The 25,383-nt window shown below is 45.1% G+C and carries 19 protein-coding genes; 10 read left to right on the forward strand and 9 right to left on the reverse strand.

The genetic code is table 11. The features are described from left to right. The first annotated feature begins 3 nt into the window (after positions 1-3). Genes NEE14_RS12910 through NEE14_RS12930 form a run of 5 tightly spaced genes read left to right on the forward strand, consistent with a single transcriptional unit; the run spans position 4 to position 6,685 of the window. Positions 4-798: a DUF4493 domain-containing protein gene (locus NEE14_RS12910; RefSeq protein WP_251967018.1), complete on the forward strand. Its 795-nt coding sequence runs from the start codon at positions 4-6 to the stop codon at positions 796-798. Continuing rightward, complete coding sequence (locus NEE14_RS12915; protein WP_251967017.1) at positions 795-2,123, forward strand: DUF4493 domain-containing protein; 1,329 nt, start codon at positions 795-797, stop codon at positions 2,121-2,123. The genes NEE14_RS12910 and NEE14_RS12915 overlap by 4 nt, the downstream gene beginning before the upstream one ends. A gap of 24 nt (positions 2,124-2,147) precedes the next feature. After that, positions 2,148-4,274 carry a PCMD domain-containing protein gene (locus tag NEE14_RS12920; protein WP_251967016.1) on the forward strand — a complete coding sequence of 709 codons (2,127 nt, stop codon included), beginning with the start codon at positions 2,148-2,150 and terminating at the stop codon, positions 4,272-4,274. Continuing rightward, the gene (locus NEE14_RS12925; RefSeq protein WP_251967015.1) at positions 4,275-5,033 is read left to right on the forward strand and encodes a hypothetical protein; all 759 of its coding nucleotides are present in this window, start codon (positions 4,275-4,277) and stop codon (positions 5,031-5,033) included. Positions 5,034-5,041: 8 nt separating this feature from the next. Continuing rightward, on the forward strand, positions 5,042-6,685 hold the full coding sequence (locus NEE14_RS12930; RefSeq protein WP_251967014.1) for a PCMD domain-containing protein: 1,644 nt from the start codon (positions 5,042-5,044) through the stop codon (positions 6,683-6,685). A gap of 215 nt (positions 6,686-6,900) precedes the next feature. On the opposite strand, the gene NEE14_RS12935 is transcribed toward NEE14_RS12930, so the two are convergent. The 5 genes from NEE14_RS12935 to NEE14_RS12955 all read right to left on the reverse strand — a co-directional run bounded on the left by NEE14_RS12935 (position 6,901) and on the right by NEE14_RS12955 (position 14,962). Further along, entirely contained in the window at positions 6,901-7,398 is a 498-nt protein-coding gene (locus NEE14_RS12935; protein WP_251967013.1) for a hypothetical protein, read from the reverse strand. Positions 7,399-7,600: 202 nt separating this feature from the next. Then, positions 7,601-9,793, reverse strand: a complete 2,193-nt coding sequence (locus NEE14_RS12940) for a hypothetical protein (protein ID WP_251967012.1) — start codon at positions 9,791-9,793, stop codon at positions 7,601-7,603. Positions 9,794-9,820: 27 nt separating this feature from the next. Continuing rightward, positions 9,821-11,665 (reverse strand): hypothetical protein, encoded by a 1,845-nt coding sequence (locus NEE14_RS12945; RefSeq protein WP_251967011.1) that lies wholly within the window; start codon positions 11,663-11,665, stop codon positions 9,821-9,823. Between the two features lie 118 nt (positions 11,666-11,783). Then, positions 11,784-14,024 carry a FimB/Mfa2 family fimbrial subunit gene (locus NEE14_RS12950; protein WP_251967010.1) on the reverse strand — a complete coding sequence of 747 codons (2,241 nt, stop codon included), beginning with the start codon at positions 14,022-14,024 and terminating at the stop codon, positions 11,784-11,786. A gap of 17 nt (positions 14,025-14,041) precedes the next feature. Then, positions 14,042-14,962 carry a fimbrillin family protein gene (locus tag NEE14_RS12955; RefSeq protein WP_251967009.1) on the reverse strand — a complete coding sequence of 307 codons (921 nt, stop codon included), beginning with the start codon at positions 14,960-14,962 and terminating at the stop codon, positions 14,042-14,044. Positions 14,963-15,204: 242 nt separating this feature from the next. On the opposite strand from NEE14_RS12955, the gene metG reads away from it, so the two are divergent. From metG to NEE14_RS12970, 3 genes are read left to right on the forward strand one after another with little or no spacing between them, the layout of a single operon-like run. Continuing rightward, a complete protein-coding gene (gene metG / locus NEE14_RS12960; protein WP_251967008.1) occupies positions 15,205-17,244 on the forward strand; it encodes a methionine--tRNA ligase in 2,040 nt (679 codons plus the stop codon). A gap of 7 nt (positions 17,245-17,251) precedes the next feature. Beyond that, positions 17,252-18,379 carry a DegT/DnrJ/EryC1/StrS family aminotransferase gene (locus NEE14_RS12965; RefSeq protein WP_251967007.1) on the forward strand — a complete coding sequence of 376 codons (1,128 nt, stop codon included), beginning with the start codon at positions 17,252-17,254 and terminating at the stop codon, positions 18,377-18,379. Further along, positions 18,369-19,394, forward strand: coding sequence for a Gfo/Idh/MocA family protein (locus NEE14_RS12970; RefSeq protein WP_251967006.1), 1,026 nt, complete (start codon positions 18,369-18,371; stop codon positions 19,392-19,394). The genes NEE14_RS12965 and NEE14_RS12970 overlap by 11 nt, the downstream gene beginning before the upstream one ends. A 92-nt stretch (positions 19,395-19,486) precedes the next feature. Here the strand turns inward: NEE14_RS12970 and NEE14_RS12975 are convergent, their stop codons facing one another. The 4 genes from NEE14_RS12975 to NEE14_RS12990 all read right to left on the reverse strand — a co-directional run bounded on the left by NEE14_RS12975 (position 19,487) and on the right by NEE14_RS12990 (position 23,067). Continuing rightward, positions 19,487-19,930, reverse strand: coding sequence for a rhodanese-like domain-containing protein (locus tag NEE14_RS12975; RefSeq protein ID WP_251967005.1), 444 nt, complete (start codon positions 19,928-19,930; stop codon positions 19,487-19,489). Positions 19,931-19,942: 12 nt separating this feature from the next. Then, positions 19,943-20,506, reverse strand: coding sequence for an NUDIX hydrolase (locus NEE14_RS12980; protein ID WP_251967004.1), 564 nt, complete (start codon positions 20,504-20,506; stop codon positions 19,943-19,945). A gap of 18 nt (positions 20,507-20,524) precedes the next feature. Continuing rightward, entirely contained in the window at positions 20,525-21,979 is a 1,455-nt protein-coding gene (locus NEE14_RS12985) for an aminoacyl-histidine dipeptidase (protein ID WP_251967003.1), read from the reverse strand. 77 nt (positions 21,980-22,056) lie between these two features. Next, on the reverse strand, positions 22,057-23,067 hold the full coding sequence (locus NEE14_RS12990) for a lysylphosphatidylglycerol synthase transmembrane domain-containing protein (RefSeq protein WP_251967002.1): 1,011 nt from the start codon (positions 23,065-23,067) through the stop codon (positions 22,057-22,059). 92 nt (positions 23,068-23,159) lie between these two features. Between NEE14_RS12990 and rsmA the strand changes: the two genes are divergently transcribed. Next, positions 23,160-23,963 (forward strand): 16S rRNA (adenine(1518)-N(6)/adenine(1519)-N(6))-dimethyltransferase RsmA, encoded by an 804-nt coding sequence (rsmA, locus tag NEE14_RS12995; RefSeq protein WP_251967001.1) that lies wholly within the window; start codon positions 23,160-23,162, stop codon positions 23,961-23,963. Positions 23,964-24,028: 65 nt separating this feature from the next. Next, positions 24,029-25,375 carry a magnesium transporter gene (gene mgtE / locus NEE14_RS13000; protein ID WP_251967000.1) on the forward strand — a complete coding sequence of 449 codons (1,347 nt, stop codon included), beginning with the start codon at positions 24,029-24,031 and terminating at the stop codon, positions 25,373-25,375. Positions 25,376-25,383: the final 8 nt, after the last annotated feature.

A 25,383-nucleotide genomic window follows, 5' to 3' on the forward strand; every position in this document is an offset into this window, starting at 1 on the left:
AATATGAAGCACTTATTATACACAGTAGCCATCCTATTGCTGGCAGCATCCTGTTCCAACGAAGAAATGGAACAGGTAACAGGGAGCGGAAAAGCAAAGATGCAATTCCAGTTAAGTACAAGCGAATGTCCGGTGCAGATTGTTACCCGGGCAACACCGGTTCCGGATGTGGATAACTTTGTTATCTGTATAATCAATAAAGAGACCGGGGAAGAAATCGAAAAAGATACATTACATATCTTAGAAGCCAATTCTCCGCTTTATTTACCGGCAGGAACTAAAGGCGTAACTTATACGGTGAAGGCTTATTCGAATGAGCCAACGAGTGGTAAAGCAGAGAGGAATAAACCCTGCTTTTATGCAGAAAAAGATACTTTGGTGTTACCCGATGAAACGGTAACAGTCAAACTGGAATGTAGTTTACAGCAATTTCAAGTATCCTTTGTCCCCAGTGCAGCCTTTATGAGTGCTTTTCGGGATGATAAAATGGTAGATGCTCAGGGTGGTAATAAGTTTAAATTGACAGTATCTGATGCCAACGAGAGATCAGTAGAATATAATTATACGAATTTGGATGAATCGGCTTATTTCGATGGCGATAAGACATCTCCCTATATTAAGATTCATGTGGAAGGAACGACCATCAAAGGTTTCCCGGTAGATTATACGGAAACGATTGAACCAAATAGTGAAGTTAATGATAATAATCTGTTTGAAGCAAAAGAACATATTATTATTAACTTGGAGGTAGCAGAAAGCCAATCATTAAATATCAAAGCAACGCAGATTGAATTATGATACATTGGAGAAGAACGATAGGTTGCGGACTCTTGTCAGGTTTGTTGCTGGCAAGCTTTTCATCGTGTGAGATGAAAAATGAATTATGGGGGAAAGATCCGAATGAACTTTCTCCGGATGAATCCGGTATTTTGGACTTACAATTATCCGTAAAAGAACCGGTTTACAATGGATTGGAAACGGAAACGCGTGCTTCCAACACTGATAAAATAATCGTACCGAAGGCCGAAGATTTGCAGGTAAAGATATTTAATGAAGCACAGGAACTGCAAGACTATTTTGAGTCGTATGCCGATTATGAAAAGGTTTCGGAATATATGGTAAAAGCCGGAACGTATTACGTAGAAGTTTCGACGGGCGAGAATTACGAAGTAACCACCGATTATCCTTATTATGAGGCGATAGATACTTGTCAGGTTAACGTACGAGAAGTGGCAACCGTGAATGCGGTTTGTCAGCTGCAAAGTGCCATCGTATATCTGGTGCCGAGTGCTGAGTTTCTGGAAGCTTGTCTGGATGATTATTCCATTACGATAACAAATGGTTCGGGTATTATTTCGATTGGGAAAGACGATCCGAAGATTGTATATGTACGTCCGGGTATGGAAGCAACAGTTACCATCCGTGCTACGGAGAAAGAAACCCAGACTCCCGTGATCCGTACATTTGTATTGGCCGATAATGAAGGTCATGTGCATGCTCAGGATTTGTTCCGTGTCGAAATAAAAGATTTGGAAGAAGATATTATTCCGGATGAACCGGAACAACCTGATCCCGAACCTGATCCTGAACCTGATCCCGAGCCAGAGCCCGAACCAGAACCGGAAGAACCAACAACCGGTAAATTTACGATTAAGGTAAATCTGACGGTGAATGAAAATCCGGTGGATATTGTCGTTCCAAGTGCCGGTGGAAACGGTGGTAACATTGGTGGAGATGGTGATGAAGGAGACAGCGGAGATGATGGTGGTAGTGAAGAGGGTGTTACGATTTCTGGAGATCCTTCATCTGGTCGGATTGAGGTTTCTGCACCGAATGGTATTGCGTCTATGACTGTTCAGATTACTTCTACAAATGCAGAGTTCTCGGGAATTATAGCGAGTATGGGATTATCAAGCTTTGATTTGACAAATTTGACTCCGGAGTTAGAAAGTGTGTTGGTAGATCAATTTCATATTGTTGATGGTTCTGTAAAGGGGAAGACGAATGTGAATTTTGATGTTTCCACTTTGTTGGGGATGTTGACTTTTGAAGGGGAACATCATTTCTTGATAACAGTGACCGACTCAAAAGGTCATTCGGCTTCAACCTCAATTGATAAATGACAAACGTATTAACAGGCAAAGAAGATGAACTTTAAATATATCATAAGTAGTCTATTCCTTTTGTTTTTGGCTTTTGGAGCTTGTACAGAGGATGAACGAGGTTTGGAAACACAAGGTTATTTGGAACTGGGTGTTTCTAAAAATGTAGAAGTTATAACACGAGGTTTTGATGTAGAAGATCAGTCGTTGGCTGTGGATATTTGTGCCGGAGCGAATGATTCCATTGTGAAACATTTTTCCGATTATAATGATATGGCAGGCGATCGTGTTTTACTGGATGTAGGGACATATAAAGTCAAGGTAAGTTCGAACCCGACTTCCAAACTGGAGTTCGAACAGCCTACTTTCTATGGAGAAAAGACAAATGTTGCTGTTACAGCCGGAAAAACAACGGCGGTGTCTGTTGAATGTTTTTTAAGCTGTGTGAAAGTAACAACCGAGTTTACCAAACCTGTTCAAGATATGTTTGCGTCGGTAATAGCTCGCGTAAACGATAAAAGTGGTTCTTACTTGGATTATGGCCTAAAAGAAACCCGTGCCGGGTATTTTCAGCCGGGATATATCTTGGTGGATATGACCTTAACCAATAAAGAAGGTTTGGAATTCAAAATGTCTAAGTTGATCGACAAGACAGAAGCACGTGATCATTATCACTTGGTATTTGATATGATTGAAAGTGGTGATGATAATTCGGGTATGGACTTCGATATTACAATTGAAGACGATCCGACAAATGATGAAACTCATACAGTAACGATCCCATTACCGGAAACCGGTTATGGACAAAAGCCGCCGGTCGTGAAGTTTACAGGTACAACAGATAAAGGTGTTGTAACAGTACCTCAAAGTGAACAGACAGATCCGAAACATCAAGTAACGGTTACCGCTCAATCTGAAAATATTGGTATGCAAAAGGTTCAGTTATTGACACAAACAACTTCTGAGCAGTTTGCTCAAATTCCATCTGTTTTAACATTGTCAGAATTAACGCAAGATAGTAAGGAGTATGAAATTTTATCTGGCTTAGGTTTTGAATTTCCATTGGATTATTCAGATGATAAAGCAGAATTAGTTTATCATTTTACTCCTGCCAGCTTACAGCCGGGTGATGTTAAATTTACTCTCTTATTCCAAGATAAGAACGGAAAAATGTCTTCTGGTGAATTTACGTATAGTGTGAAAGGAGAATTATCAACAGAAAGTATTAACGGTGACGCCGAATATGTTTGGTCTCGGTTTGCACAATTACGAGGTTTTGCAGCAAATCCTCAATCAGGTGGCTATTTTAAATATAAAAAGAGCTCGGAAACCGAGTGGCAAACAACGGGCGAGGTAACATTTGACAGTAATTATGCTTCTATCGAAATAAAGGAACTCACTCCTGGAACGACTTATGACTATATGTTTTGTCAAGGAGATGTAGAAGGTGATGTGTTATCTTTTACTACGGAAGCGGAAACAGAAGTTCCAAATTTATCTTTAGACGATTGGAGTGATCAATACACTCCGAATGGCTGGTGGGATTCTGGTAATAGTGGAACAAGTATTTTAGATTATTATTCTACGGTAAAAGAGATAGGAAGTAGTAGTAATTGTGTAAAGATGGAATCTTCTTATATGAATAAAACACTAGCTAAAAAGTTTGTAAGTGGAAATATATTTATAGGCAGTTATAAAGGCCTTTCTGGTTTTGAAGGAGTTCATTTAGATTTTGGGCATGAGTATTCGTCAAGACCTGCTAAATTAAAATTTCAATATAAGTACACATCAGCTAAAATTAATGTTATCAATAATAATAGGGGATCTGCGACAGAAGAGAATGACTCTGGCTTTATTTATTTCTTGCTGACGGATAAGATCTATAATATAGATACTACTAATGAGAATTCATTTATCAAAGAGGAAAATTATTCTTCAGATGAACATATTTTAGCTTATGGCTCATTTACTATTTCTCAGTCTGTAACTGCATTTCAGTTAGGAGAAATTAATTTGACGTATAAGTCATTAGATAAAAAACCTACTCATATTATAATTGTTGCATCTTCAAGTAAAAAAGGTGATTATTTTACAGGAGGAGAAGGTAGTACTTTATGGTTAGATGAATTAGAATTGGTTTATCCCTCTTCAATAGATGAAATTAATAAATAAATGAAACGAATAGCAATATTATTTTTAATAGCTATCCTATCTCCGATAGCTATCAATGCCCAAACAAAAATATTGGGTCGGAAAGTATTTGACAGAGGTATACAGAACCATACCTTTATTCCAAAAGGACAATGGATGGTAGGTTCAACCTTCTCGTATTCAGAACATGAAGATGGAAACTTTTCCTTTATGGGATTGTTGGAAGATATCGAAAGTACCGGTTATTCCTTTCGGGTAAGCCCATTCTTCGGATATTTCATCCGGGATAATGTGGCGATTGGTGGCCGTTTTGCCTACAAACGTTCTTATACCGATTTAGGCAATATCAGTCTGGACTTGGATGAAGACTTGAACTTCGATATTTCCGATTTGAAATATTTGGAACACGAATTTTCAACGACTGGGTTTGTACGTACTTATATGCCTATTGGAAGGAGTAAAGTGTTCGGCTTGTTTAATGAAGCACGTTTGACCTATAGTTACGGTCAGGGTAAAAACTCATCCGGAGAAATGGGTACAGCCGATTATTCCGGGACTTATCAGACGGTTAATAAGTTACAGATCGGTATGTGTCCTGGTTTGACAGCATTTATCACCAATTTTGCCGCTGTCGAAGTTTCGGTAGATGTATTAGGTTTTGATGTGAAATGGACGGATCAGGTAACCAATCAAGTAGAGACAGGTTCGCGTCGAAGCAGCTCGGCCGACTTTAAGATTGATTTGTTCTCGATCAATTTGGGTATGAACTTTTATTTTTAAGTACGGTCATGAATGTATTTCAGTTAAAATTTAAGAGTATTGCTTTGTTAGGCTGTTTGTTCTCATTCTTTTCTTGCATTGAGAATGATATACCTTATCCCTATCAAGAAGGAAATATTACGGATTTTGCTGTTGAAGGACAGATTGATAATTCATTATCCATTGATAAGGCAAAGGGAACAGTTGTTGTAGAAGTCAGTGATGCGGTAGATATCACCTCTTTGCAGATACAGAAATTACAGGTTAGTAACAGCGCTCATGTGGCTATCGATTCAAGTCGGTGTGTTGATTATGAAAACTTCCCGACAGTAGGCTTTTCATCATTAGACAGTCTGCCGAAGTCTGCTGATACCCGTGTTGATTTCACATCTCCGGTATCAGTGTTGTTACAAACTTATCAGGATTATCCTTGGACGATAACGGTCAATCAGACGATTAACAGAACCGTTGTCGTAAGTAATCAGATTGGAGATCCGGTTATAGATGTGGCAAATAAGCAGGTGGTGGTTTATGTAGCGAAGAATCAACCATTGGATCAGATAAAAGTAACGGAAATGAAATTAGGTGGTTCGGTGGGTGTTGTCGTTCCAGATCCAACAATCATAACAGACTTCTCTCGACCTCAAACATTCGAAGTAACCCGTTTTGGGGTAACAGAAACCTGGAAAGTGACCGTTTTGCATTCGGATGAAGAATCTGTGGCGACTGGTAATAGTTTCCCTATGGTTCATCAGATACGAGTTTCGGGAACTATACAGGTTGGCAAGACTCCGGTTATTGAATATAAGGAAAAAAGTGCTTCCGATTGGCAGGCACTTTCGGAAAGTTCTATCACGATAGAAGGTACAACTTATACGGCATTTATTACAGGATTGAAAGCCAATACGACGTATGTTTACCGAACAACGGTAGACGGAGTAGCCGGAAATGAAGAAGAATGTACTACCGCATCTGAGGTTGCTTTGACTAATGGAAGTTTTGATGACTGGTATAAGGATGGTAATGTGTGGAATCCATGGTCTGAGACAGGTGTCTCTTTTTGGGATACAGGAAATAAAGGTGCTGCAACTTTGGGCGAAAGCAATAGTGTACCGACCAGTGATACAAGTAATGGTAGCGGGCAGGCTGTAAAGTTGGAGTCTCGTTTTGTCGGTTTGTTAGGAATAGGTAAGTTTGCGGCTGGGAATATCTTTACCGGATCGTATGTTCGGACTGATGGAACAAATGGTGTATTGAGCTTTGGCCGTGAGTTTAATACCTATCCAACAGGACTCAAATTCCAATATAAATATAATTCAGAAACGATTAACAAAAGTGGTGATTCGGATTATGAATACCTGTTGAACCGCCCGGATTCAATGCATATTTATGTGGCATTGACGGATATGTCTGAACCTTATGAAATCCGGACTAAAAAGTCTGATAGGCAACTGTTCAATAAGAATGACAAGAGCATCATCGCTTATGGAGAGTTTATTTCGGCGGAAACGGTGACTTCGTATAAAGAATATACGATCCAACTGGATTATCGCAGTTATAGAAAGCCTAAATATATCATCATTGTAGCTTCAGCAAGTAAATATGGAGATTTCTTTACCGGTGGCGAAGGTAGTACGCTTTATCTGGATGAAATGGAATTGCTTTATGAATGAGAAGATGTTTCTTGTATATAAAGACAATATAGTAGCATTATAAAAATTCCTCCAACAACTTCTTAACCCAAAGCTGGGACGAAGCGGTTGGAGGAATTTTAGTTATCAGCAGATTCACTCGGAAGAATGAATTGTACGGGACCACGGATACATCTTCTTGATTCGGTTGCGATGGTTGTGAGTCCATAGGAGATTACATCAAAAGGATAAGACGACTATTCAGGAATATAATCTTCCTTGATAAACGCATCGTACACCCGTTTCGGATGGTCGTTGGTCGAGAAACCAATATCACCGAAAGTCTGTTGGCGGAATTTCTTCAGCTTCAGATTGTCCATGGCATATTCACGGAGCGGCTTGTGCATATCGCCCAATAAAGAGCTGCTAACAGGCTGATCGAGCAGATTCTCTTTCGGCGTTATGATAGGGAGAAGCTTTTGTTCCAGCAGTCCTCGATAAGCGCCTGTGTATTCGCACCAGCAAACATGGTTTACTTCATACAGACGGTAGGTATATTTGGACCATGCCGTCTTCAGCAGAATCTCATTCTCAGAAACCTCGGCTGTCGCTTCCTGCGGGTAAGCAAAATCTCTGATCTTGATAAGTTTCCTTTTGTCATCAATCTCTTCTACTTCCGTGATCCAGAAGTCAGAATGTAACAGCTGGTCGAGTATGCCAGCTAACGTCTCTTTGATTTCAAACTGAATTTTCATGATATTTGCCTTCTGTCAAGGACTTCGTTTGATTACTATATAAATGATAACAACTGGGCACCGGAAAAAGTTCAGGAGATTTTCAATTCTGTTGTTTGGAAACAAATTGATAGCGGAAAATGGATGATTGAAGATGAAAAAAAGGACAGGATCGGGTTTTTATTCCCCGCCTGTCCTTTGGTCGTGTAAGGTTTATAACGAATTACTCGATCATATATTCAACTGGCGTCTTAACACATCGTATGGTACGCGTCTTGGTTGAGTTCTGTCCGGTATATTTATACCAGTTGCCTGTTCCCGTTGCCTGCGAGCTGCCTTCAATCAGCCAGGTAGAACCGCTGTTACCGTAGGTGGCAAACAGAATCATCATCCTGGCTACGGAGGCTGTATCCGTGCTATACTGATGGCCCAAGCCGCAGAGGACGAGATGCGCTCCGTTGTAATTGAAGTCGTAGAAGTTGACTGGACCATAAGAACCGCCTAAAAAAGAGGCGTCGCGCTCTACAATATCAAACGTCAGGCGCTGTCCCAAGTTGTTGTTGAACGCATTAGAACCGTAGCGTAAGTTGAAGTTGTTGCTGGCCGTGAAGAAGCGGTAATCATCATAATCCGGTATCTCGAAACCGTCGGGTGCCATTTCTGTCGGATCAAGCGTTCCGAAATTCCCGGCGCTGGCCTGCATTCCTTCGAAGTAGAAGTTCGAACCGTCGTACCGCAACGGCAGGCCGTTCGGATTTCCTCCCTGATACTGGTCGCCTAAGACGTGCAGGAACTCATCGTTGGTGCAGGATGAGAGATAATCACCCAATTCCCGTCCGGCTGCCGGATCATTGGAAAGCAGAATCTGGTCTTCGAAGCGCTTGACGTTGCCACGGAGATTGTATTTGCACCACCAGGTTCCGTTGACTTCGACTACCGGTAATCCCCAGTACTGGCGACTCACAAAATATTCTTCCGCTTCGGTACCGTCGGTATTGCAGATGATGATTTTCCCTTCCTGTTTCCGGCCGTCGGCATCCGGGTCGTTCGGTTTCCAACCGGCTACGACACGATATTGATTTCCGGCTTCGGGATATACTTTCAGCCAGGGAATATCATTGGTCTCTACCCGGATTTCCTTGCCCGGTTGCGGGGTGAATACACCTAATTCGCCGTCGATATACCGGTTGAAGTCGCGTCGCCAGTCTTGGTCGAACGACAAGACACCCGTCAGAGCGGTCGGGTTGGATTTCTGGATCAGACTGATCCGGCCGATGCGTACATCCGGCTGACCGGCCGGATAAACATCCAGATGTACCCATTTCTCATGAACACCCGGAGAAACATGATCGGCACTGACCTGAAAGGAAGTCGAGTTGCCTGTCGGAAGAACCTGGAAATGAGAATCCGACTGACTGATGCGGATATCGACCTCTTCCCGCTTGTTGAGGCGCAAGGTAAAAGAGCTTCCCAAATGACTGATGAATATCTGGTTGCCTTCGCAGGTGACGCCTGCGGGCAAAGACTGGAGGTCGATGCTAATCCGCTCGTTTAAGGAACCGTTTTCCTGATCACCATTTTCCCACTGGTTTGTCAGAATATCGGCTTCCAGTTTGGCGCCTGTTCCTTTCAGGCGCAGGGTATAGACATAATTCCGGACAATCTGCTGGGGCAAAGTGGTCCGAAGTACCTGAGCAATCCCGTTGATGGAGGCTTTTACCTGTACTTCCAGCTGACTGTTCTTCTGCTCATAGAGATAGAAGAGGCCGGGAACCTGGCTGGTCTGTGGCGTACTGAAGGTCTGTACCAGGCTTTCCTGAGCGGCACCCGGCACCGACTGGATTTCTTCCTGAGGGAATAAATAACCCGCCTGGCAGATTTGCGCAACGGTTACTTCGTTGACTTCGACTGACGGAGAAGCGATTTCCAGGTCAATACGGGCAATGCCGCGCTGCAGGTGCACGGTGGCTCCTAGAGCAGAAGCCGACAGGTCTAAGGCACCCGACAGAATTTGGGGCGCATTCCCGGCTGACGGATTCTGGGCTGTCAGCAGGAGAAATTCTTCTTCTGGCATTTGCTCGTATATCTCGGCTCTGACTTCGGCGTCGATGTTGGCCAGGAAATACAGCTTTCCGGTTTCGTTGTCGGCATCAATCCGGCAGATACTGTCGGAGCCGACAGACAGGTCCGTAAACAAACGGACTAATGCTTTCCCTGAGAACAAGTAAGCCTGCAGGTTGGAAATCTGCTTTTCAGCCGGCAGTTCTGTCGTTGTCCCTTGTGTACCGAAAGCCGCGGTCCGGATTTTGATGCCGGACTGCAGCGAACCAGCCGGAAGATGAACGGCATCTTCCGAACAGGCAACACAAAAAAGCAGAAAAAGGAGGGCTGATAGCCCCATGAAGTATTGTTTCATATTGAATAGACTATAGTGATGCTTTTATTATGGGTTATATAAGTACGGATTCTCCCGAGAACGCAGGTATTCCCACGAATCGACAGGGAACCGGTGAATATTATTGACATAGTAGTTGTTCATGACCTTTTCAGCCCACGGGCCGTATGTGAAAGACGAACTGTGTCCGAGGTATCCCATGCAATGCCCTAATTCATGGAACGCCAGGCTGCAATAATATGTATTGCTGTAATGATGGGTCAGGATGTACTGGGCTAACCCGTACACACCGCTACCGCCTAATCCGGCAACACCTCCCGGCTTGATCAGACCGATCTTGAAACTCTTCATGTTCCGAAACTGCTCCATGACCGTACTGACCGAAACCGGTTGGCCTTGGTCATCATGGAAATCTCCATTAGCCGCCACATAATCGTGCATGGTCTGTTCACAATCCGGTAGCTCCCACATATAAGCTGCATTGGTAAAGAAGGCAATGTACTCGCGGATATGTACCGGACGAACCGCACGCCAGTTACCGGAAGGCTTTCCGTCGGCCGCATCCGGATCACCGCCAAAAGACGCAAACGAAAGATACCAGTTTATCTTGATCTTTTCGAGCATTTTCCAGTACGGATCATCGGATGCCAGCTTGAACTCGATCTGACTGTTGGAAAAAGTCTCCTGTCTGGGTATTTTCACCCGTTTGCCGGATTCTGTATAGTAGACCACATCTCTCGTCATGAAAGGAAGAGGAAACAAGGCATCTCCCAATACCGGTATTTCATCGAAGTAGGCAAATTTGAGCCATTCCGAACTGTACTGGCTGATCCGGGCATAGATGGTCATTCCTTTCACCGGACGGACCGAATAGAAGCGGGTATGCAGCCGGGCTTCTTCGTCAATGCTTACCTGAAGCGGCTGGTTGATATAGAACGAACGCTGGCTGGCGTCGTAATAGACTTCTTTCGACTCTGTGTCACTCAGAATGCTGTAATGCGGACTTTCTTCGTAAGCCAGGTCGGTAGCGAAGACAATTCCGTCGTGGTCGTCATCGCAGGCCAAAGTTGTGCTGACCGCTTCGTTCCGGTTCGGCTGGATATGGAGACGGAAGGCATATTGCTGCATGCTCTCCGGATCCGAATGATGTCGCTTGACCATTTCGATGGAGCCAGTGCTCTCGTCGCCCACGATCGGCATGAACAGAAATTCCTGTTTCCCTTGCAGTGACTGGATCTGAACCGTTCCGTCGCTCTGTCCCGAATATTCTTGGTTGGCCGAGAATGTCGTATAGAAACGGGTATTTGGCAGATGCAGGGTTAAGCCGGTAACAGCCGTACGTACATAGTCGTTGTTGTAGGAGAAATCGAAGGAAACCTTGCCGATGATTCGCTTCAGGCTGACTTCAGACAGCGAGCTTTCTTCTTTTCCCTGGCTGTTGAGTGATACTGTAAACGGAATCTGCGCATAGAAATATTCAGCTTCCAGCGGACGTTGCAGGTTTTCGGGGAAAGAAAGCCAGGTGTCGTGTATTGATGAGATGGTATGCACCGTGGCCTGGTCTTTGCTCTCGTCGCCGATGATACCTAATACCAGTAGCTTGTACGATCCGGTCTGCAATCCTTCGGCCAGGATTTTCCGGCTTTCAGCCAAATATATACTTTTAATGTTGAGAACCGGATCTCCTTCGTCTGTAACAATCAGGTGTTCAACCCGGCTGAATTCTCCGGTCGAGCGGGTTGTCTGAGGCGTTTCACCGTCGTAGGGCTCTTCCGAGAGATGGAACAGAATGCCACGGGTTGTATCAGGCCGGTTTTCCCAGTTGTCCTGTTCGTCGCAGGAGAACAGGAACGGCATAAGAAGTAGAAATAAGAAATATCGTTGTAGATTCATATTATATTCAAGTCTGTTCAGAAAAAGAACCGGCAGGCAGAAGTCGTTTCTGAAACGTCGGTAGTACGACTTTCCGGCCATGCCGGCCTTTCCTATATTGTAACTGTAGATGTGCCGCTTAGTTGTAAATATATTCTACGGGTGATTTAATGCATCGGATGACACGGGTATATCTGGGATAGAACGTATTTGTCTTAAACCAGTTTCCTTTTCCCGAAGCCGTAGAATAACCTTCCATTGTCCAGGTGAAGCCACCTTCGAAATGTCCGGCAAAGATGATGCTGAGCGGACTGAACATGTTGCTTCCCTGATTGTTGTTCTGTGCTCCGGGCCCGAAGAGAATCAGTTCCGTTGAATTCTCCGTTTCTATTTTAATACTGTGATGGTGCACGGGTCCGTAGCTCACGTCGCCGAACATCAGGTTAGTCCGTTCGTGATTCTTAATATTGAGTCGTTTTCTGGCCTGTGTCCAGTAACCGTTTGTAGCACCATGCCCGAAGTTGATGTTCGTTGAAGAAGTCGCATGGTCCATTTTGAACTGGCTGAACTCTGCTTCTCCCGGTAACTGATATCCGTCGGGCGCCATTTCCGTAACCGGCAGATCGCCGATTTGAACCGTGTTGTCCTGATCAAACCCTTCATAGTAGAAAGACGTTCCATTGTGCCGGAGCGGAAGTCCGTTCGGATTGTTTCCCTGATAGACATCGCCCCAGACAGCCAGCCATTCTTCATCCGTACAGGTAGACAGGTAGTCGAACAGGCTGACATCTTTGGCCGGATCTTCCTGGATGGAAATCTGGTCATCAAAGTTCTTGACGTTACCGCGCATATTGTATTTGCACCACCACGTACCGTCTACATTGACTACCGGTAAACCGTAATTCCGCCGTCTGATCGTATATTCTTCCAGTACATCTCCGTCGGCACTGAGTATCTTCAGCTTGCCTTCTTGTACACGCCCGTCGGCTTCTGGATCATTCGGTTTCCATCCGGCCAGGAGGCGGACTTGTTCGGGATGCTGTTCATTCACTTCCGCTTTCAGCCAGGCACCTTCTGTCTGGATCTGTTTTCCACCGGTCAGGGTAAACTGTGCCAGTTCTCCGTCGAGATATTTGGCATAATCGCAGATCCGTTGGGTATCGAATGATAGCGATCCTTCCATCTGTATGTCATTCGGTTGCAAGGTGATGTTTATTTTATCTTCATAGCTTTGTTCCAGCATTTTATATCTGACCCAGAGTGCTGTCTGCTTTTCCGCATGGCCGATCGGATTTAAGCTGGTAGTCACGATAAACTTATTGATCGTATCGGGTACCGCTTCGACTGACAGGCCCATGCTGGGATCTTTTACCTGCAGGTCTACGGCACTGGGTGCGTCTAAGACAAGCGTCATTCGGCTTGCAGCATAAGGAACCTGAATGGCATCCTGACTTCCGGCAAGGACAACGCCTTCCGGAAAGACAGACCGTTCCGGATTGACCAATACCCGTGATGATAAGTCCGGATACAGTTTCTGGTCTTCGCCGTCATTCCATTCATCGATTTTGATTTCAGCTTCAATGACAGCATTGTTTCCATAGATGCGGATGGTATAGACCGCATTTCTTTTGATAGTGGCAGGCAGTTGTGCCTTTAACAGACTTTCTTTACCGCCGTGCGTGATGACAATCGACACAGCTAACTGGTCGTTCTGTTGTTCATGCAGATACAATAATCCGGACTGCGACGCGCTCAATTGTGGTTCGAACGACAGATTCACATCTTCAAATTCTGTATGAGGAGCCGTCTTCACCGGGTCTTGTCCGAACAGATATCCTGTTTTGGCAACTTGTTTGACTGTTATACTTTTGACAGTTGTCTCTGCGTCCTGAAGAGACAGGTCGAGTCGGGCAACCCCGTGCCGCAACGATACCTGACGAGAGGTAGATGTACCGTTCAGATCCAGTTTTCCACTGAGAAAATGACTGGCAGAAGAAGCAGAAGGCAAGGTTGTCAGTTGCAGAAAATCTTCCTCAGCCATACCAGAAAGGATGTCGGACGGATCGGTGATTGCATCTGAATTTCCTAAGAAATAGAGTGTCCCTTTGTTATCAGGGACCTCTATTGAATATAAGTTCTCATCTTGCCTCGCTAAATCTTCATATTTTTTGATAAGCTTACCTTCGTCAAACAGGTAAGCATCCAGTTCGCGGATCTGATCTTCTTCAGGAAGGGACGCATTGGCTCCGGATACGGAAAAATGGGCCGCCTGAATACGGAATGAACTGGAGTTGTTTATCGTCTGACGGATATCATCGTGCTCGGTGCATCGGCTGAAAACGAGCATGAAAATAAGTCCTAACAAGAAATATTTATTCATACGAGATCAAATGAAGTTTATACGTTTCGAGAAACAATTGAATCGGGTGTAGCCGTTACATCTTCGCCCGGAGTCCACTCTTCAACACTGGTAGTCACCTGGATGTTGATTTCATAATCTTCCGTGCCGGTCTTGTTGACTGTCAGCGTATAGATGGTGTTTCGGCTCAATGACGCTGGCAACTGGGCAGATAATGTATTGGATTTACCGTCTGCTTCAATTTCCATGGTCAGTTTCATTTCAGCGTTAGCCTGTTCATAGAGGTAGAACAATCCGGTTTCGCTGGTTGTCAGCGGCTCAGTGAAGTCGCGGCGGATGCTTCTCTTCTCTACGTCGGCAGGTGTTTCTACGCCTGATTGCTTAAATACGTATCCCGTATTCGATACATTGTCGATGCGAACACTTTTTACCTTGATTTGTGGTACATTTACCGTCAGGTCAAGACGGGCAACACCACGCTGCAGACTCACTTCTGCATTTCCGGCTTTGGTACGCTGGTAATTTCCTGTCAGGATATGGTTCCCTTTCAGGCGGGTCTGATCGTCATTCAGTTTAGAAGCCAGCTTCAGGAAGTCTGCCTTTAAAGTAACTCCTTCTTCCAGACCGCTGACATTGACATGTCCTTCTGTATTGGCGATAAAATAAATATCACCTTTGTCACTGTTCATGATGTTCAACTGATAAGTGTTGTCTCCACTGCTCGATAAAGGACCTAAACATTTCTTTAACGTATCATTTTGGAACAAATAAGCCTCGATTTCACCAATCGAATTTTCTCCTGTTGGCAAGGCTGAAGCTGTACTTTGGAAGAAGTCATCTACGATCATACGGACTTTGGTGAAATTCTCCGGCTGAACGGGATTTGTAAGGTCTTCGTCTGACGTACATGACATGAAAAATACACTGCTGAGTCCTACTAATAGAATCTTTTTGCTCATTCTTTGTTTCATCTTGAATGTTACTGAAATTAATAATTAGACAAATAGTTTTTGATTAATAAATATTATTTGACGTTTCGCTTATAAAACCGGAATAGACGAGTAATGTTTATGTGTTTAATTTTTTTAAGAATTTAATATCTCTAGGCAATTCCCATTTGGCGGTTCTCAATTTTCCGTGAAGTTGCCTTCAATCCCAAATAATTCCTTACCTTTGTAGTTCAAAAAGAGAACATCACAGTATGGAAAAGAAATTTAAGAGAACATTGATTACTACGGCTTTGCCGTATGCGAATGGTCCGGTTCATATCGGTCATTTAGCCGGCGTTTATGTGCCAGCCGATATTTATGCCCGTTATTTGCGTTTGAAGGGTGAAGAAGTAATTATGATTGGTGGTTCTGATGAACACGGTGTGCCTATTACCATTCGTGCGAAGAAAGAAGGTATTACGCCGCAGGATGTGGTTGACCGTTATCATGCTATCATCAAGAAGTCGTTTGAAGATTTTGGTATCTCATTTGATATTTATTCACGTACTACTTCTGCCATTCATTGCCAGACGGCTTCCGATTTTTTCCGTACGTTGTATGATAAAGGCGAGTTTATTGAGAAAACAAGCGAACAATATTACGATGAAGAGGCTAAGCAATTCCTGGCCGACCGTTATATTACGGGTACTTGCCCGCACTGTGGAAATGAAAGAGCATATGGCGACCAGTGCGAAGCTTGTGGTACGTCGTTGAGTCCGACGGATCTGATCAACCCGAAATCTGCTATCAGCGGCAGCAAACCGGTCATGCGTAAGACCAAACACTGGTATTTGCCGCTTGACAAATGGGAACCGTTCCTCCGCCAGTGGATTCTGGAAGGACATAAGGAATGGAAACCGAATGTTTATGGTCAGTGTAAGAGCTGGCTGGATATGGGCTTGCAGCCTCGTGCCGTGAGTCGTGACTTGGATTGGGGTATTCCTGTGCCGGTAGAAGGTGCTGAAGGCAAGGTATTGTATGTCTGGTTTGATGCTCCGATCGGCTATATCTCCAATACGAAGGAATTATTGCCTGACAGTTGGGAAAAATGGTGGAAAGATCCCGAGACCAAGATGGTTCATTTTATCGGTAAGGATAATATCGTGTTCCACTGTATCGTATTCCCTTCCATGTTAAAGGCCGAAGGTTCTTATAATCTGCCGGAAAATGTTCCTGCCAATGAGTTCCTGAACCTGGAGGGTGACAAGATTTCTACTTCCCGCAACTGGGCTGTGTGGTTGAATGAATACCTGGTAGATATGCCTGGCAAGCAGGATGTGCTGCGCTATGTCCTGACAGCCAATGCGCCTGAAACCAAGGATAATGACTTTACCTGGAAAGATTTCCAGGCTCGTAATAATAATGAGCTGGTGGCTATCTTGGGTAACTTTGTCAACCGGGCCCTTGTCCTGACAGGCAAATACTTTGACAGTAAGGTGCCGGTTGCCGGTGAACTGACCGACTATGACCGTCAGACCCTGAAGGACTTTGAAGATGTGAAAGAAAATGTAGAGCGTCTGCTGGATACATACCATTTCCGCGATGCCCAGAAAGAGGCGATGAACTTAGCCCGTATTGGTAATAAATACTTGGCTGACACGGAACCTTGGAAGTTGGCTAAGACGGATATGGCGCGTGTGGCAACGATCATGAATATCGCCTTGCAGATTACAGCAAATTTGGCGATCGTATTTGAACCGTTCCTGCCGTTCAGTATGGAAAAACTGAATAAGATGCTGAATGTGGAAGCGCTCGGTTGGAATCGCTTGGGTGCAACTGATCTGCTGGAAGCCGGTCATCAGTTAGGAAAGACTGAACTGTTGTTCGAAAAGATTGAAGATGACGTGATTCAGGCTCAGATCGACAAGCTGCTGGCTACCAAGAAAGCCAATGAAGAGGCAAATTACAAAGCAAAGCCGGTACGTGAAAACATCGCCTTCGACGATTTTACGAAGTTGGATATCCGAGTTGGTACAGTGCTGGAATGTACAAAAGTACCAAAAGCCGACAAGCTGTTGCAGTTCCGTATCGATGACGGTCTGGAGAAACGGACGATCGTTTCGGGTATAGCCCATTATTATAAACCGGAAGAACTGGTTGGCAAACAGATCTGCTTTATTGCCAATCTGGCACCTCGTAAGTTGAAAGGCATTGTATCAGAAGGTATGATTCTTTCGGCTGAAGATTTTGATGGAAAATTGGCTGTCATTACGCCGGAGAAGGAAGTGAAACCGGGTAGCGAAGTTAAATAAAAAGGCTATGGATAAAATCCAGATGGTTGACCTGCATAGACAGTATCTGCGGCTACGTCCGGAGCTGGATCTGGCTATGCAGGAAGTAATCGATTCATGTGCCTTTATTAACGGACCTCAGGTACAGCGTTTTGCCTCGCATTTGTCATCGTACTTGGATGTTCCGTCTGTCATACCTTGCGGTAACGGAACGGATGCCTTGCAGATTGCGCTGATGGCACTTGACCTGAAGCCGGGAGATGAAGTGATCGTGCCGGCTTTTACCTACGTGGCAGCTGCCGAAGTGGTCTCACTGCTGGGCTTGATACCAGTATGGGTAGATGTCGATGAAAAGACGTTTAATATTAATCCCTGGATGATAGAATCGGCGATTTCGCCCAAGACGCGGGCTATCGTCGTCGTGCATTTGTTCGGTCAATGCTGCGATATGGAAAAAATAATCCAGATTGCCGAGCAGAATCATCTGTATGTGGTTGAAGATAATGCCCAGTCGCTGGGGGCAGAGGTCTTGTTTGCCGATGGCAGTCGCCGGAAAGCCGGAACGATTGCCCATATCGGTACGACCTCTTTCTTCCCTTCCAAACCGCTGGCCTGTTATGGTGACGGCGGAGCTGTCATGACTGCTGATGAACGTCTGGCTGAACGGATCCGGATGATCGCCAACCACGGGCAGCAGCAGAAATATCATCATAAGATAATCGGATGTAATTCTCGTCTGGACACTTTGCAGGCTGCCGTGCTGGATACTAAACTTCCTCATCTGGATGCGTTTGCAGAGGCTCGCCGTCAGGTGGCTGAGCGCTATGATGAGGCATTCGGTAATGATCCCCGCTGGCAGATTCCTGTCCGGGCTTCCTATTCAACCCATGTCTATCATCAATATACCTTGCAGGTGGCCGATGGACAACGGGATGGCCTGCAGCAATACCTTCGGGAAAAAGGAATACCTTCGATGATTTATTATCCGCTCCCGTTGCATAAACAGGCGGCCTTCTATGGTTTTTCCCGAATCGGTTCGGTTCTGTCGGCTTCTGAAAAGTTAGTTCAGTCGGTGTTGTCATTGCCGATTCATACAGAGATGGCACCCGAAGAAGTGGATTACATCATTGAAACCGTATGTAATTATGGAAAATAAAAGGAAAATACGCTTTGCCGTTGTCGGATGCGGACATATTGGAAAGCGGCATGCTGAAATGGTTGTACGTGATCCCGGAGCAGAACTGGTGGCCTTGTGTGATATCCGTCCGAAAGAGGAACTTGGTATTGAAGCCTATCCGGTGGCATTCTTTTCGGATCTGACTTCGCTGCTTCAATCTGGTTTGGATATAGACGTTATCAATATATGTGTGCCGAACGGTCTTCATGCTGAAATGGCGATTCAGGCGATTGAATCGGGGCATCATGTGGTGATCGAAAAGCCGATGGCTTTGCAGGTGCAGGATGCCGAGCGGGTCTTGCAGGCTTCTCTGAAGTTCCAGAAAGAAGTATTCTGTGTGATGCAGAACCGCTATTCTCCGCCGTCTGTCTGGATTAAGCAGATGATCGATTCCGGACGGTTGGGAAAGATTTATCTGGTTCAGTTGAACTGCTTCTGGAATCGCGACGAGCGTTACTATAAGCCGGGTGGCTGGCATGGAAATGCTTATCTTGACGGTGGTACTCTGTTTACCCAGTTCTCTCATTTTATTGACATTATGTACTGGCTCTTTGGAGATATACAGCATATCCAGGCGCGTTTTGCCGATTTCAATCATCAGCAGCTGACTGACTTTGAAGATTCCGGTCTGGTGACATTTGAGTTTGTAAATGGTGGCATGGGCAGCTTGAACTATTCAACAGCTGTGTGGAACAAGAATATGGAGAGCAGTATGCTGATCATTGCTGAGAATGGAAGTGTCAAGATAGGCGGACAGTATATGAATGAAGTAGAATACTGCCACATTAAGGAATACGAAATGCCGGAACTGGCTCCGACGAATCCGGGAAATGATTATGGACCTTATAAAGGATCGGCCCAGAATCATAACTTTGTGATCCGTAATGTAGTGGAGGTCTTGCAGCAATCGGGAGCTCAGAATACGACGACAGCTCTCGAAGGCCTGAAGATTGTGGATATTATCCGACGGATTTATGCGTTGAAGAGCAATTAAAATAGAATGTGTCAGAATAAACAGATAGCATCAATTTTGTGTTGAGATCATATCTGTTTATTTTGACACATTTCTTGTAAGGTATTGTATTTTTATTCCCCCTCTTGATACCGGAGCCATCCGTCATAACCGTCTTGTAGGTTATAAACCATGAATCCTTTGCTCAACAGTTGTTTGGCGGCCATCCGGCTGCGAACACCACCCTTGCAATAAACGGCTACCGGTTTGCTTTTGTCTAACAGGGAATCGGCTTCCTGCAGGAAAGTCTCTTTTTTGACATCGATGTTCCGTGCGGAGGCGATATGTCCTTTGGCGTATTCATCTGCTGTGCGCACATCTACCAGCTGTGCTCCCGGATAAGCTGCCCAGCATTGATCAAAGCCGGCTGCTGTGTAGGTGGTGAAATTCGGATCTTTGTCCAATATTTGCAATGAATCCGGTATCTGAACTGTCGGTGTTGTCTGATTCTGTCCCATGACTGTACCTGTAGTAGCCAGGAAAAACAGTATAGATAGGATCTGCTTCTTATTTTTCATTCTAATTTAAACTTATAGACTTAAAAATAGATACTTCCATAAAGCAGCCGCATGCAGGGATTGGCGAATCTGGTCAGAACGCAACAGGTCGAGTACTTCATCCCGTGTAAGCAGATGGATGGTAAGATCTTCGGTTGCTTCCTGATGGGGAGCAGAGATCGGTTCTACATCTGTTGCCAGGAAGGTATAAGTCAGATTGTTCATGGTGCTGGGATTGGCAGAAAGAGTCATGAACGGTGACCAGTTTCCATTCCCGTAGCCGGTTTCTTCCCATAATTCACGCCGTGCTGATTCGAGCGGAGATGCGTCACCAGGATCGCACACGCCGGCACACAGTTCATAGCGTACTTCTTCGATGCCATGCCGGTACTGACGGATGAAGATAAACTTCTGGTCTTTTGTAATGGCGATGGTATTGACCCAGTTGGGGTATTCGAGGATGTAATAGTTGGGAATGATATTCCCGTTGGGCAACTGCACGGTGTCTTTCCTGGCTGTCAGCCAGGCATCCCGATATATGTAAGACCGGTTAAGGACTTTCCATAACCGGCCTTTCTCTTTATAATCTTGTTCCATAATAGCTGTTATACGTATTTAAATACGTTCCAGTACATGCTTGATCAGTTCCCAGGTGCGGGCCACTGAAGAAATGCTGACGCGTTCATCCGGTGAATGCGGATGCTCGAGGTCCGGACCGATGGAAATCATGTCCATCTGCGGATAGGCTCCCTGAATAATGCCGCATTCCAGACCGGCGTGCATGACTTTTACTTCTGCGTCCTTGCCGAATAGATCTGCAAACGTCTGTTTCATCAGATCTAAAATGGGGGAGTTGATATTCGGTTGCCATCCGTTGTATCCGTTCGTGATTTCAACCTTGGCTCCGGCTAAGGCAAAAATACTTTCCAGACTGGAGCAAAGTGCATCTTTGCGGCTTTCGGAAGAACTTCTGACAAGTAATTTGATTTCTATCAGTTCGTCTGTAGACTTGACAATGGCCAGGTTGGAAGATGATTCAACAGTGCCTGGGAAGTCGTGCAGCATCGTGATGACTCCGTTCTGACAACCTTCGATGGCATTGATCAGGTCGTCTTGTATTTCTTCGGGGATCAAGGTGGTTGGCAGGTCTGTCATTTCTGCTGAGAAACGAATGTTCTCTTCGATGCCGGCAAACTCTTCCTGATACATGTCCTGATAATCAGAAACCAGTTCCCATAAGGCTTCTACGTTGTCTCCCGGAATCGTAACAACAGCCACTGCTTCTCGTGGTATGGCATTCCGTAAGTTGCCTCCTTCAATGGCTGAGAGACGGGCACCATAGTCACAAACAGCCTCTTTCAGGAAACGGAACATCAGTTTATTGGCATTTCCACGCCCCAAGTGAATGTCCACGCCTGAGTGGCCTCCTTTCAGTCCGGATAAATGCAGGCGGACAGCTACGTCGCCTTCCGGAATATAGGTATCTTCCTTGAATTGGAAAGTGATGTTCATATCGGCACCACCGGCACAACCTACAAACAGTTCGCCTTCCTTCTCTGAATCACAGTTCAACAGAATATCACCTTTCAGGAAACCTGGTTTCAGCCCGAAAGCTCCTACCATGCCTTCTTCTTCATCAACGGTGAAGAGTGCTTCTATCGGACCGTGTTTCAGTGTATTGTCTGCCAGCACGCCCATGGCTAAGGATACGCCGATTCCATTGTCGGCACCCAATGTCGTTTCGCGGGCCTTCACCCAGTCTCCGTCAATCCAGGCATCGATCGGATCGGTCAGGAAATTATGATTGACCGACGAGTTCTTTTGCGGAACCATATCCAGATGAGCCTGCAAAGTAACGGTCTTCCGGTCTTCCATACCAGGAGTAGCCGGCTTGCGGATCAATACGTTTCCTACTTTATCTTGCAAAGTCTCAAGCCCTAACTTCTTACCAAATTCTACAATATGACGGCTTACTGCCTCAACATGCCCTGTTGGGCGTGGAATTTGGGTTAGTTCATAAAAATTGCCCCACACTTGCTTGGGTGATAGCTCCTTAATCTCTGCTGACATAATGTTATTAGTTTGTTAGTATTTAAGTTGAGCTGGCGAGGCTTCAAATACGATGAAAAAACCTGCCTGCTTAATTTTCAATTGTCGTGATTCGGCTGATCACTGTTTTTGTTTGTGAGTGGTAAGGCCACAACACCTGCCAGTCCACAAATACCGGTCCAAACCGTTTGTACCGTGTGTACCACCAGGGCAAAAGCGGCTGCATCATTTTCGTTGACACCAAAGCAGACCAACGTAGAGATCACCATGAAATGCCATGGCCCGATACCGCCCTGTACTGGAACTGCCACACCGATGCTGCTCATGGTGAAGGCTATCAGACCTACCGACATGCCCAGATCACGTGTGAAATCGAACGCATAAAAAGTGATGTAAAAATAAAAGAAATAGCCAGTCCAGATTAACAGTGTCTGTATCAGAAATAAACCTTTGCTTTTCATTACCCAGACGCTGCGGATACCGGTCCAGATATTCTTCAAAACTCCTTTTGCTTTTTGAACCAGCGTAAAGTTACTCAAATATTTGAATACGAACCAAACGGCAACGATAATAATTACCAAAAAAGCGTAAATCCAGATCGAGTTGAACATCGAGCGGAAACCGACGATCAGATCAGGATTACGACGGAAGAAATGAATGAAGAATTCGATGTTGAAAACAAAAATGGATAAGGTGATCAGTCCCACCATAATGGTGTCGCTTACCCGGTCGATCAGCAGTGTACCGAGCAGTTTGGAGAAAGAAATCTTCTCATACTTGGTGATCATACCGCAGCGCCAGACTTCTCCTACACGGGGCAGAACCAGATTAACGGCATAATTTCCCAATACGGCATAAATGATGTTGCTCATTTTGATTTTCTCGCCTAATGAACGGATCAGCAGGCCCCAGCGAAATCCACGGACGACATTGGCAAACAAACCAAATAGAAGAGAAAACAGGATAATCCGGTAATCAACACCTGACTTGATGACCTGCCAGATCTCGGTAATATCCATGTTGCGGTACAGAAACCAGAGCAAAAGACAACCCAGTAAGAGAGGTAGAAATATCTTAATTATCGTGTGTAATGTGCTTTTTAGATTCATCAGACACTTATATTCGTTAAATTATTTGTACTTTTGTATCAGGCAAAGATAAGCATATTATTTTAATATAAACCCATTACTCCTCGAAGTGAATGAGATTAGTTAAACCGAAAAAAGCATTGGGGCAACATTTCCTGAAGGATTTGCAGATTGCCCGCCGAATAGCAGACACCCTTGCCGAATATAAAGGAACTCCTGTTCTTGAAATCGGTCCGGGCATGGGAGTTCTTACCCAATTCCTGCTGGAAGCCGAACACGATCTGAAAGTGGTGGAGCTCGATCAGGAATCAGTGGCCTATCTGGAACAGAATTTCCCTGACTTGAAAGGACGGATCATTCCTGCCGACTTCCTGAAACTGGACTTGTCGTCTCTGTATAAAGGGCCGTTTTGTGTGATCGGAAATTATCCTTATAATATATCGAGCCAGATTTTCTTTAAGGTGCTCGATTACAAAGATCAGATTCCCTGTTGTTCGGGCATGATTCAGAAAGAAGTGGCCGAACGGCTTGCCGGCAAACCCGGGAGCAAGGCTTATGGCATTATCAGTGTCCTGTTGCAGGCCTGGTATGATATAGAATACTTGTTCACGGTGAGTGAATCGGTATTTGATCCGCCTCCAAAAGTCAAAAGCGCTGTGATAAAAATGACGCGTAACGGGCGGACAGCGTTGGGTTGCGACGAGAAACTCTTTAAGACGGTTGTGAAGACAACATTCAACCAGCGCCGGAAAACCTTGCGTAACTCCATCAAGCCGATCTTGGGAAAAGAGTTCCCTGATTATGCATTGCCCGTCTTCGACAAACGGCCGGAACAGCTTTCTGTCGAACAGTTTATCGAGCTGACGCTGCTGGTGGATAACTGGCTTAAGACAGCCGGGGCGCGTCCTGAAGAATAAAACGAACTTAACTTGGCGGCCGCTGGTTATAGCGGCTGCATAACAATATTAAAAACGGAGCAGCCATGACAGAACTGACGAAAGAATACATAGACAATCTGAAGAAAATCATTGAAGAAAAAGATGATGTCAAGGCAAAGGAACTGCTGAAAGACCTGTATCCGGCGGACATAGCCGAAATTTATCAGAAACTCGACCTGCAGGAAGCTATTTACCTGTATATGCTGATGGACGGTGAACAGGCGGCAGACGTCTTGATGGAACTGGATGAAGAAGATCGTCACAAACTGTTAAAAGAACTTCCGAATGAGTTGATCGCCAAGCGTTTCGTAGATAACATGGAGACGGACGATGCGGTTGACCTGATGCGTGAGCTGGATGAAGACAGACAGGAAGAAATCCTTTCGCATATCGAAGACGTTGAACAGGCGGGTGATATCGTCGATCTGTTGAAGTACGATGAAGATACGGCCGGTGGTCTGATGGGTACGGAAATGATTGTGGTGAACGAGAACTGGAGTATGCCCAAATGTATTGACGAGATGCGTAAGCAGGCGGAAGAGGTGGATGAAATCCATTATGTCTATGTGGTGGATGACGACGATCGCCTGCGTGGTGTGCTGCCGCTGAAAAAGCTGATAACCAATCCGTCGGTTTCCAAGATCAAACACGTGATGAAGAAAGACCCGATTGCCGTGCACGACAGTGACAGTATCGAGGAAGTGACGCAGACGATTGAGAAATATGACCTGGTGGCTGTTCCTGTTATCGACAGTATCGGGCGTCTGGTCGGACGAATCACGATCGATGACGTCATGGATGAGGTACGTGAACAGCACGAACGTGACTATCAGTTGGCTTCCGGTATCTCTCAAGATGTAGAGACGTCGGATAATGTGTTTACCCAAACGGCTGCGCGCCTGCCCTGGCTGCTGATCGGAATGATCGGCGGACTGAGTAATTCCATCATCTTAGGCGGATTTGAGAACAGCTTTGCGACGAATCCGAAGACGGCGCTTTTCATTCCGCTGATTGGCGGAACGGGCGGAAACGTCGGGATTCAGTCTTCTGCCATTGTGGTGCAGGGCCTGGCCAACAATACATTGAAGGAAGGCAATATCTTTACCCAAATCCTGAAGGAAAGTATCGTTTCGGTTATCAATGCCAGTATTATCAGTCTGATTGTTTTCGTTTATAACTTCTTTATGCTGGGCGACCGTGCGATTACGGCTTCCGTTTCGCTGAGCTTGTTTACGGTTGTGATTTTCGCCAGTATCTTTGGTACATTCGTGCCGTTGCTCCTCGATAAGTTGAAAATAGATCCGGCCTTGGCGACCGGACCTTTCATTACGATTTCGAATGATATTATCGGCATGCTGATCTATATGTTCATGGTTTCAGCATTGACATAAGCTGCCTT

The sequence above is a fragment of the Parabacteroides sp. AD58 genome (genome assembly GCF_023744375.2).
In the GTDB taxonomy this organism is placed as follows: domain Bacteria; phylum Bacteroidota; class Bacteroidia; order Bacteroidales; family Tannerellaceae; genus Parabacteroides; species Parabacteroides absconsus.

Bases quoted from the DNA above. Each gene is read 5' to 3' on its own strand.
- NEE14_RS12930 (WP_251967014.1), top strand. From the start codon at position 5,042: ATGAATGTATTTCAGTTAAAATTTAAGAGTATTGCTTTGTTAGGCTGT.
- NEE14_RS12910 (WP_251967018.1), top strand. From the start codon at position 4: ATGAAGCACTTATTATACACAGTAGCCATCCTATTGCTGGCAGCATCC.
- NEE14_RS12920 (WP_251967016.1), top strand. From the start codon at position 2,148: ATGAACTTTAAATATATCATAAGTAGTCTATTCCTTTTGTTTTTGGCT.
- rsmA (WP_251967001.1), top strand. From the start codon at position 23,160: ATGAGATTAGTTAAACCGAAAAAAGCATTGGGGCAACATTTCCTGAAG.
- NEE14_RS12955 (WP_251967009.1), bottom strand. From the start codon at position 14,962: ATGAGCAAAAAGATTCTATTAGTAGGACTCAGCAGTGTATTTTTCATG.
- NEE14_RS12925 (WP_251967015.1), top strand. From the start codon at position 4,275: ATGAAACGAATAGCAATATTATTTTTAATAGCTATCCTATCTCCGATA.
- NEE14_RS12945 (WP_251967011.1), bottom strand. From the start codon at position 11,665: ATGAATCTACAACGATATTTCTTATTTCTACTTCTTATGCCGTTCCTG.
- NEE14_RS12970 (WP_251967006.1), top strand. From the start codon at position 18,369: ATGGAAAATAAAAGGAAAATACGCTTTGCCGTTGTCGGATGCGGACAT.
- NEE14_RS12940 (WP_251967012.1), bottom strand. From the start codon at position 9,793: ATGAAACAATACTTCATGGGGCTATCAGCCCTCCTTTTTCTGCTTTTT.
- NEE14_RS12985 (WP_251967003.1), bottom strand. From the start codon at position 21,979: ATGTCAGCAGAGATTAAGGAGCTATCACCCAAGCAAGTGTGGGGCAAT.
- NEE14_RS12965 (WP_251967007.1), top strand. From the start codon at position 17,252: ATGGATAAAATCCAGATGGTTGACCTGCATAGACAGTATCTGCGGCTA.
- NEE14_RS12935 (WP_251967013.1), bottom strand. From the start codon at position 7,398: ATGAAAATTCAGTTTGAAATCAAAGAGACGTTAGCTGGCATACTCGAC.
- NEE14_RS12990 (WP_251967002.1), bottom strand. From the start codon at position 23,067: ATGAATCTAAAAAGCACATTACACACGATAATTAAGATATTTCTACCT.
- NEE14_RS12915 (WP_251967017.1), top strand. From the start codon at position 795: ATGATACATTGGAGAAGAACGATAGGTTGCGGACTCTTGTCAGGTTTG.
- NEE14_RS12975 (WP_251967005.1), bottom strand. From the start codon at position 19,930: ATGAAAAATAAGAAGCAGATCCTATCTATACTGTTTTTCCTGGCTACT.
- metG (WP_251967008.1), top strand. From the start codon at position 15,205: ATGGAAAAGAAATTTAAGAGAACATTGATTACTACGGCTTTGCCGTAT.
- NEE14_RS12980 (WP_251967004.1), bottom strand. From the start codon at position 20,506: ATGGAACAAGATTATAAAGAGAAAGGCCGGTTATGGAAAGTCCTTAAC.
- mgtE (WP_251967000.1), top strand. From the start codon at position 24,029: ATGACAGAACTGACGAAAGAATACATAGACAATCTGAAGAAAATCATT.
- NEE14_RS12950 (WP_251967010.1), bottom strand. From the start codon at position 14,024: ATGAATAAATATTTCTTGTTAGGACTTATTTTCATGCTCGTTTTCAGC.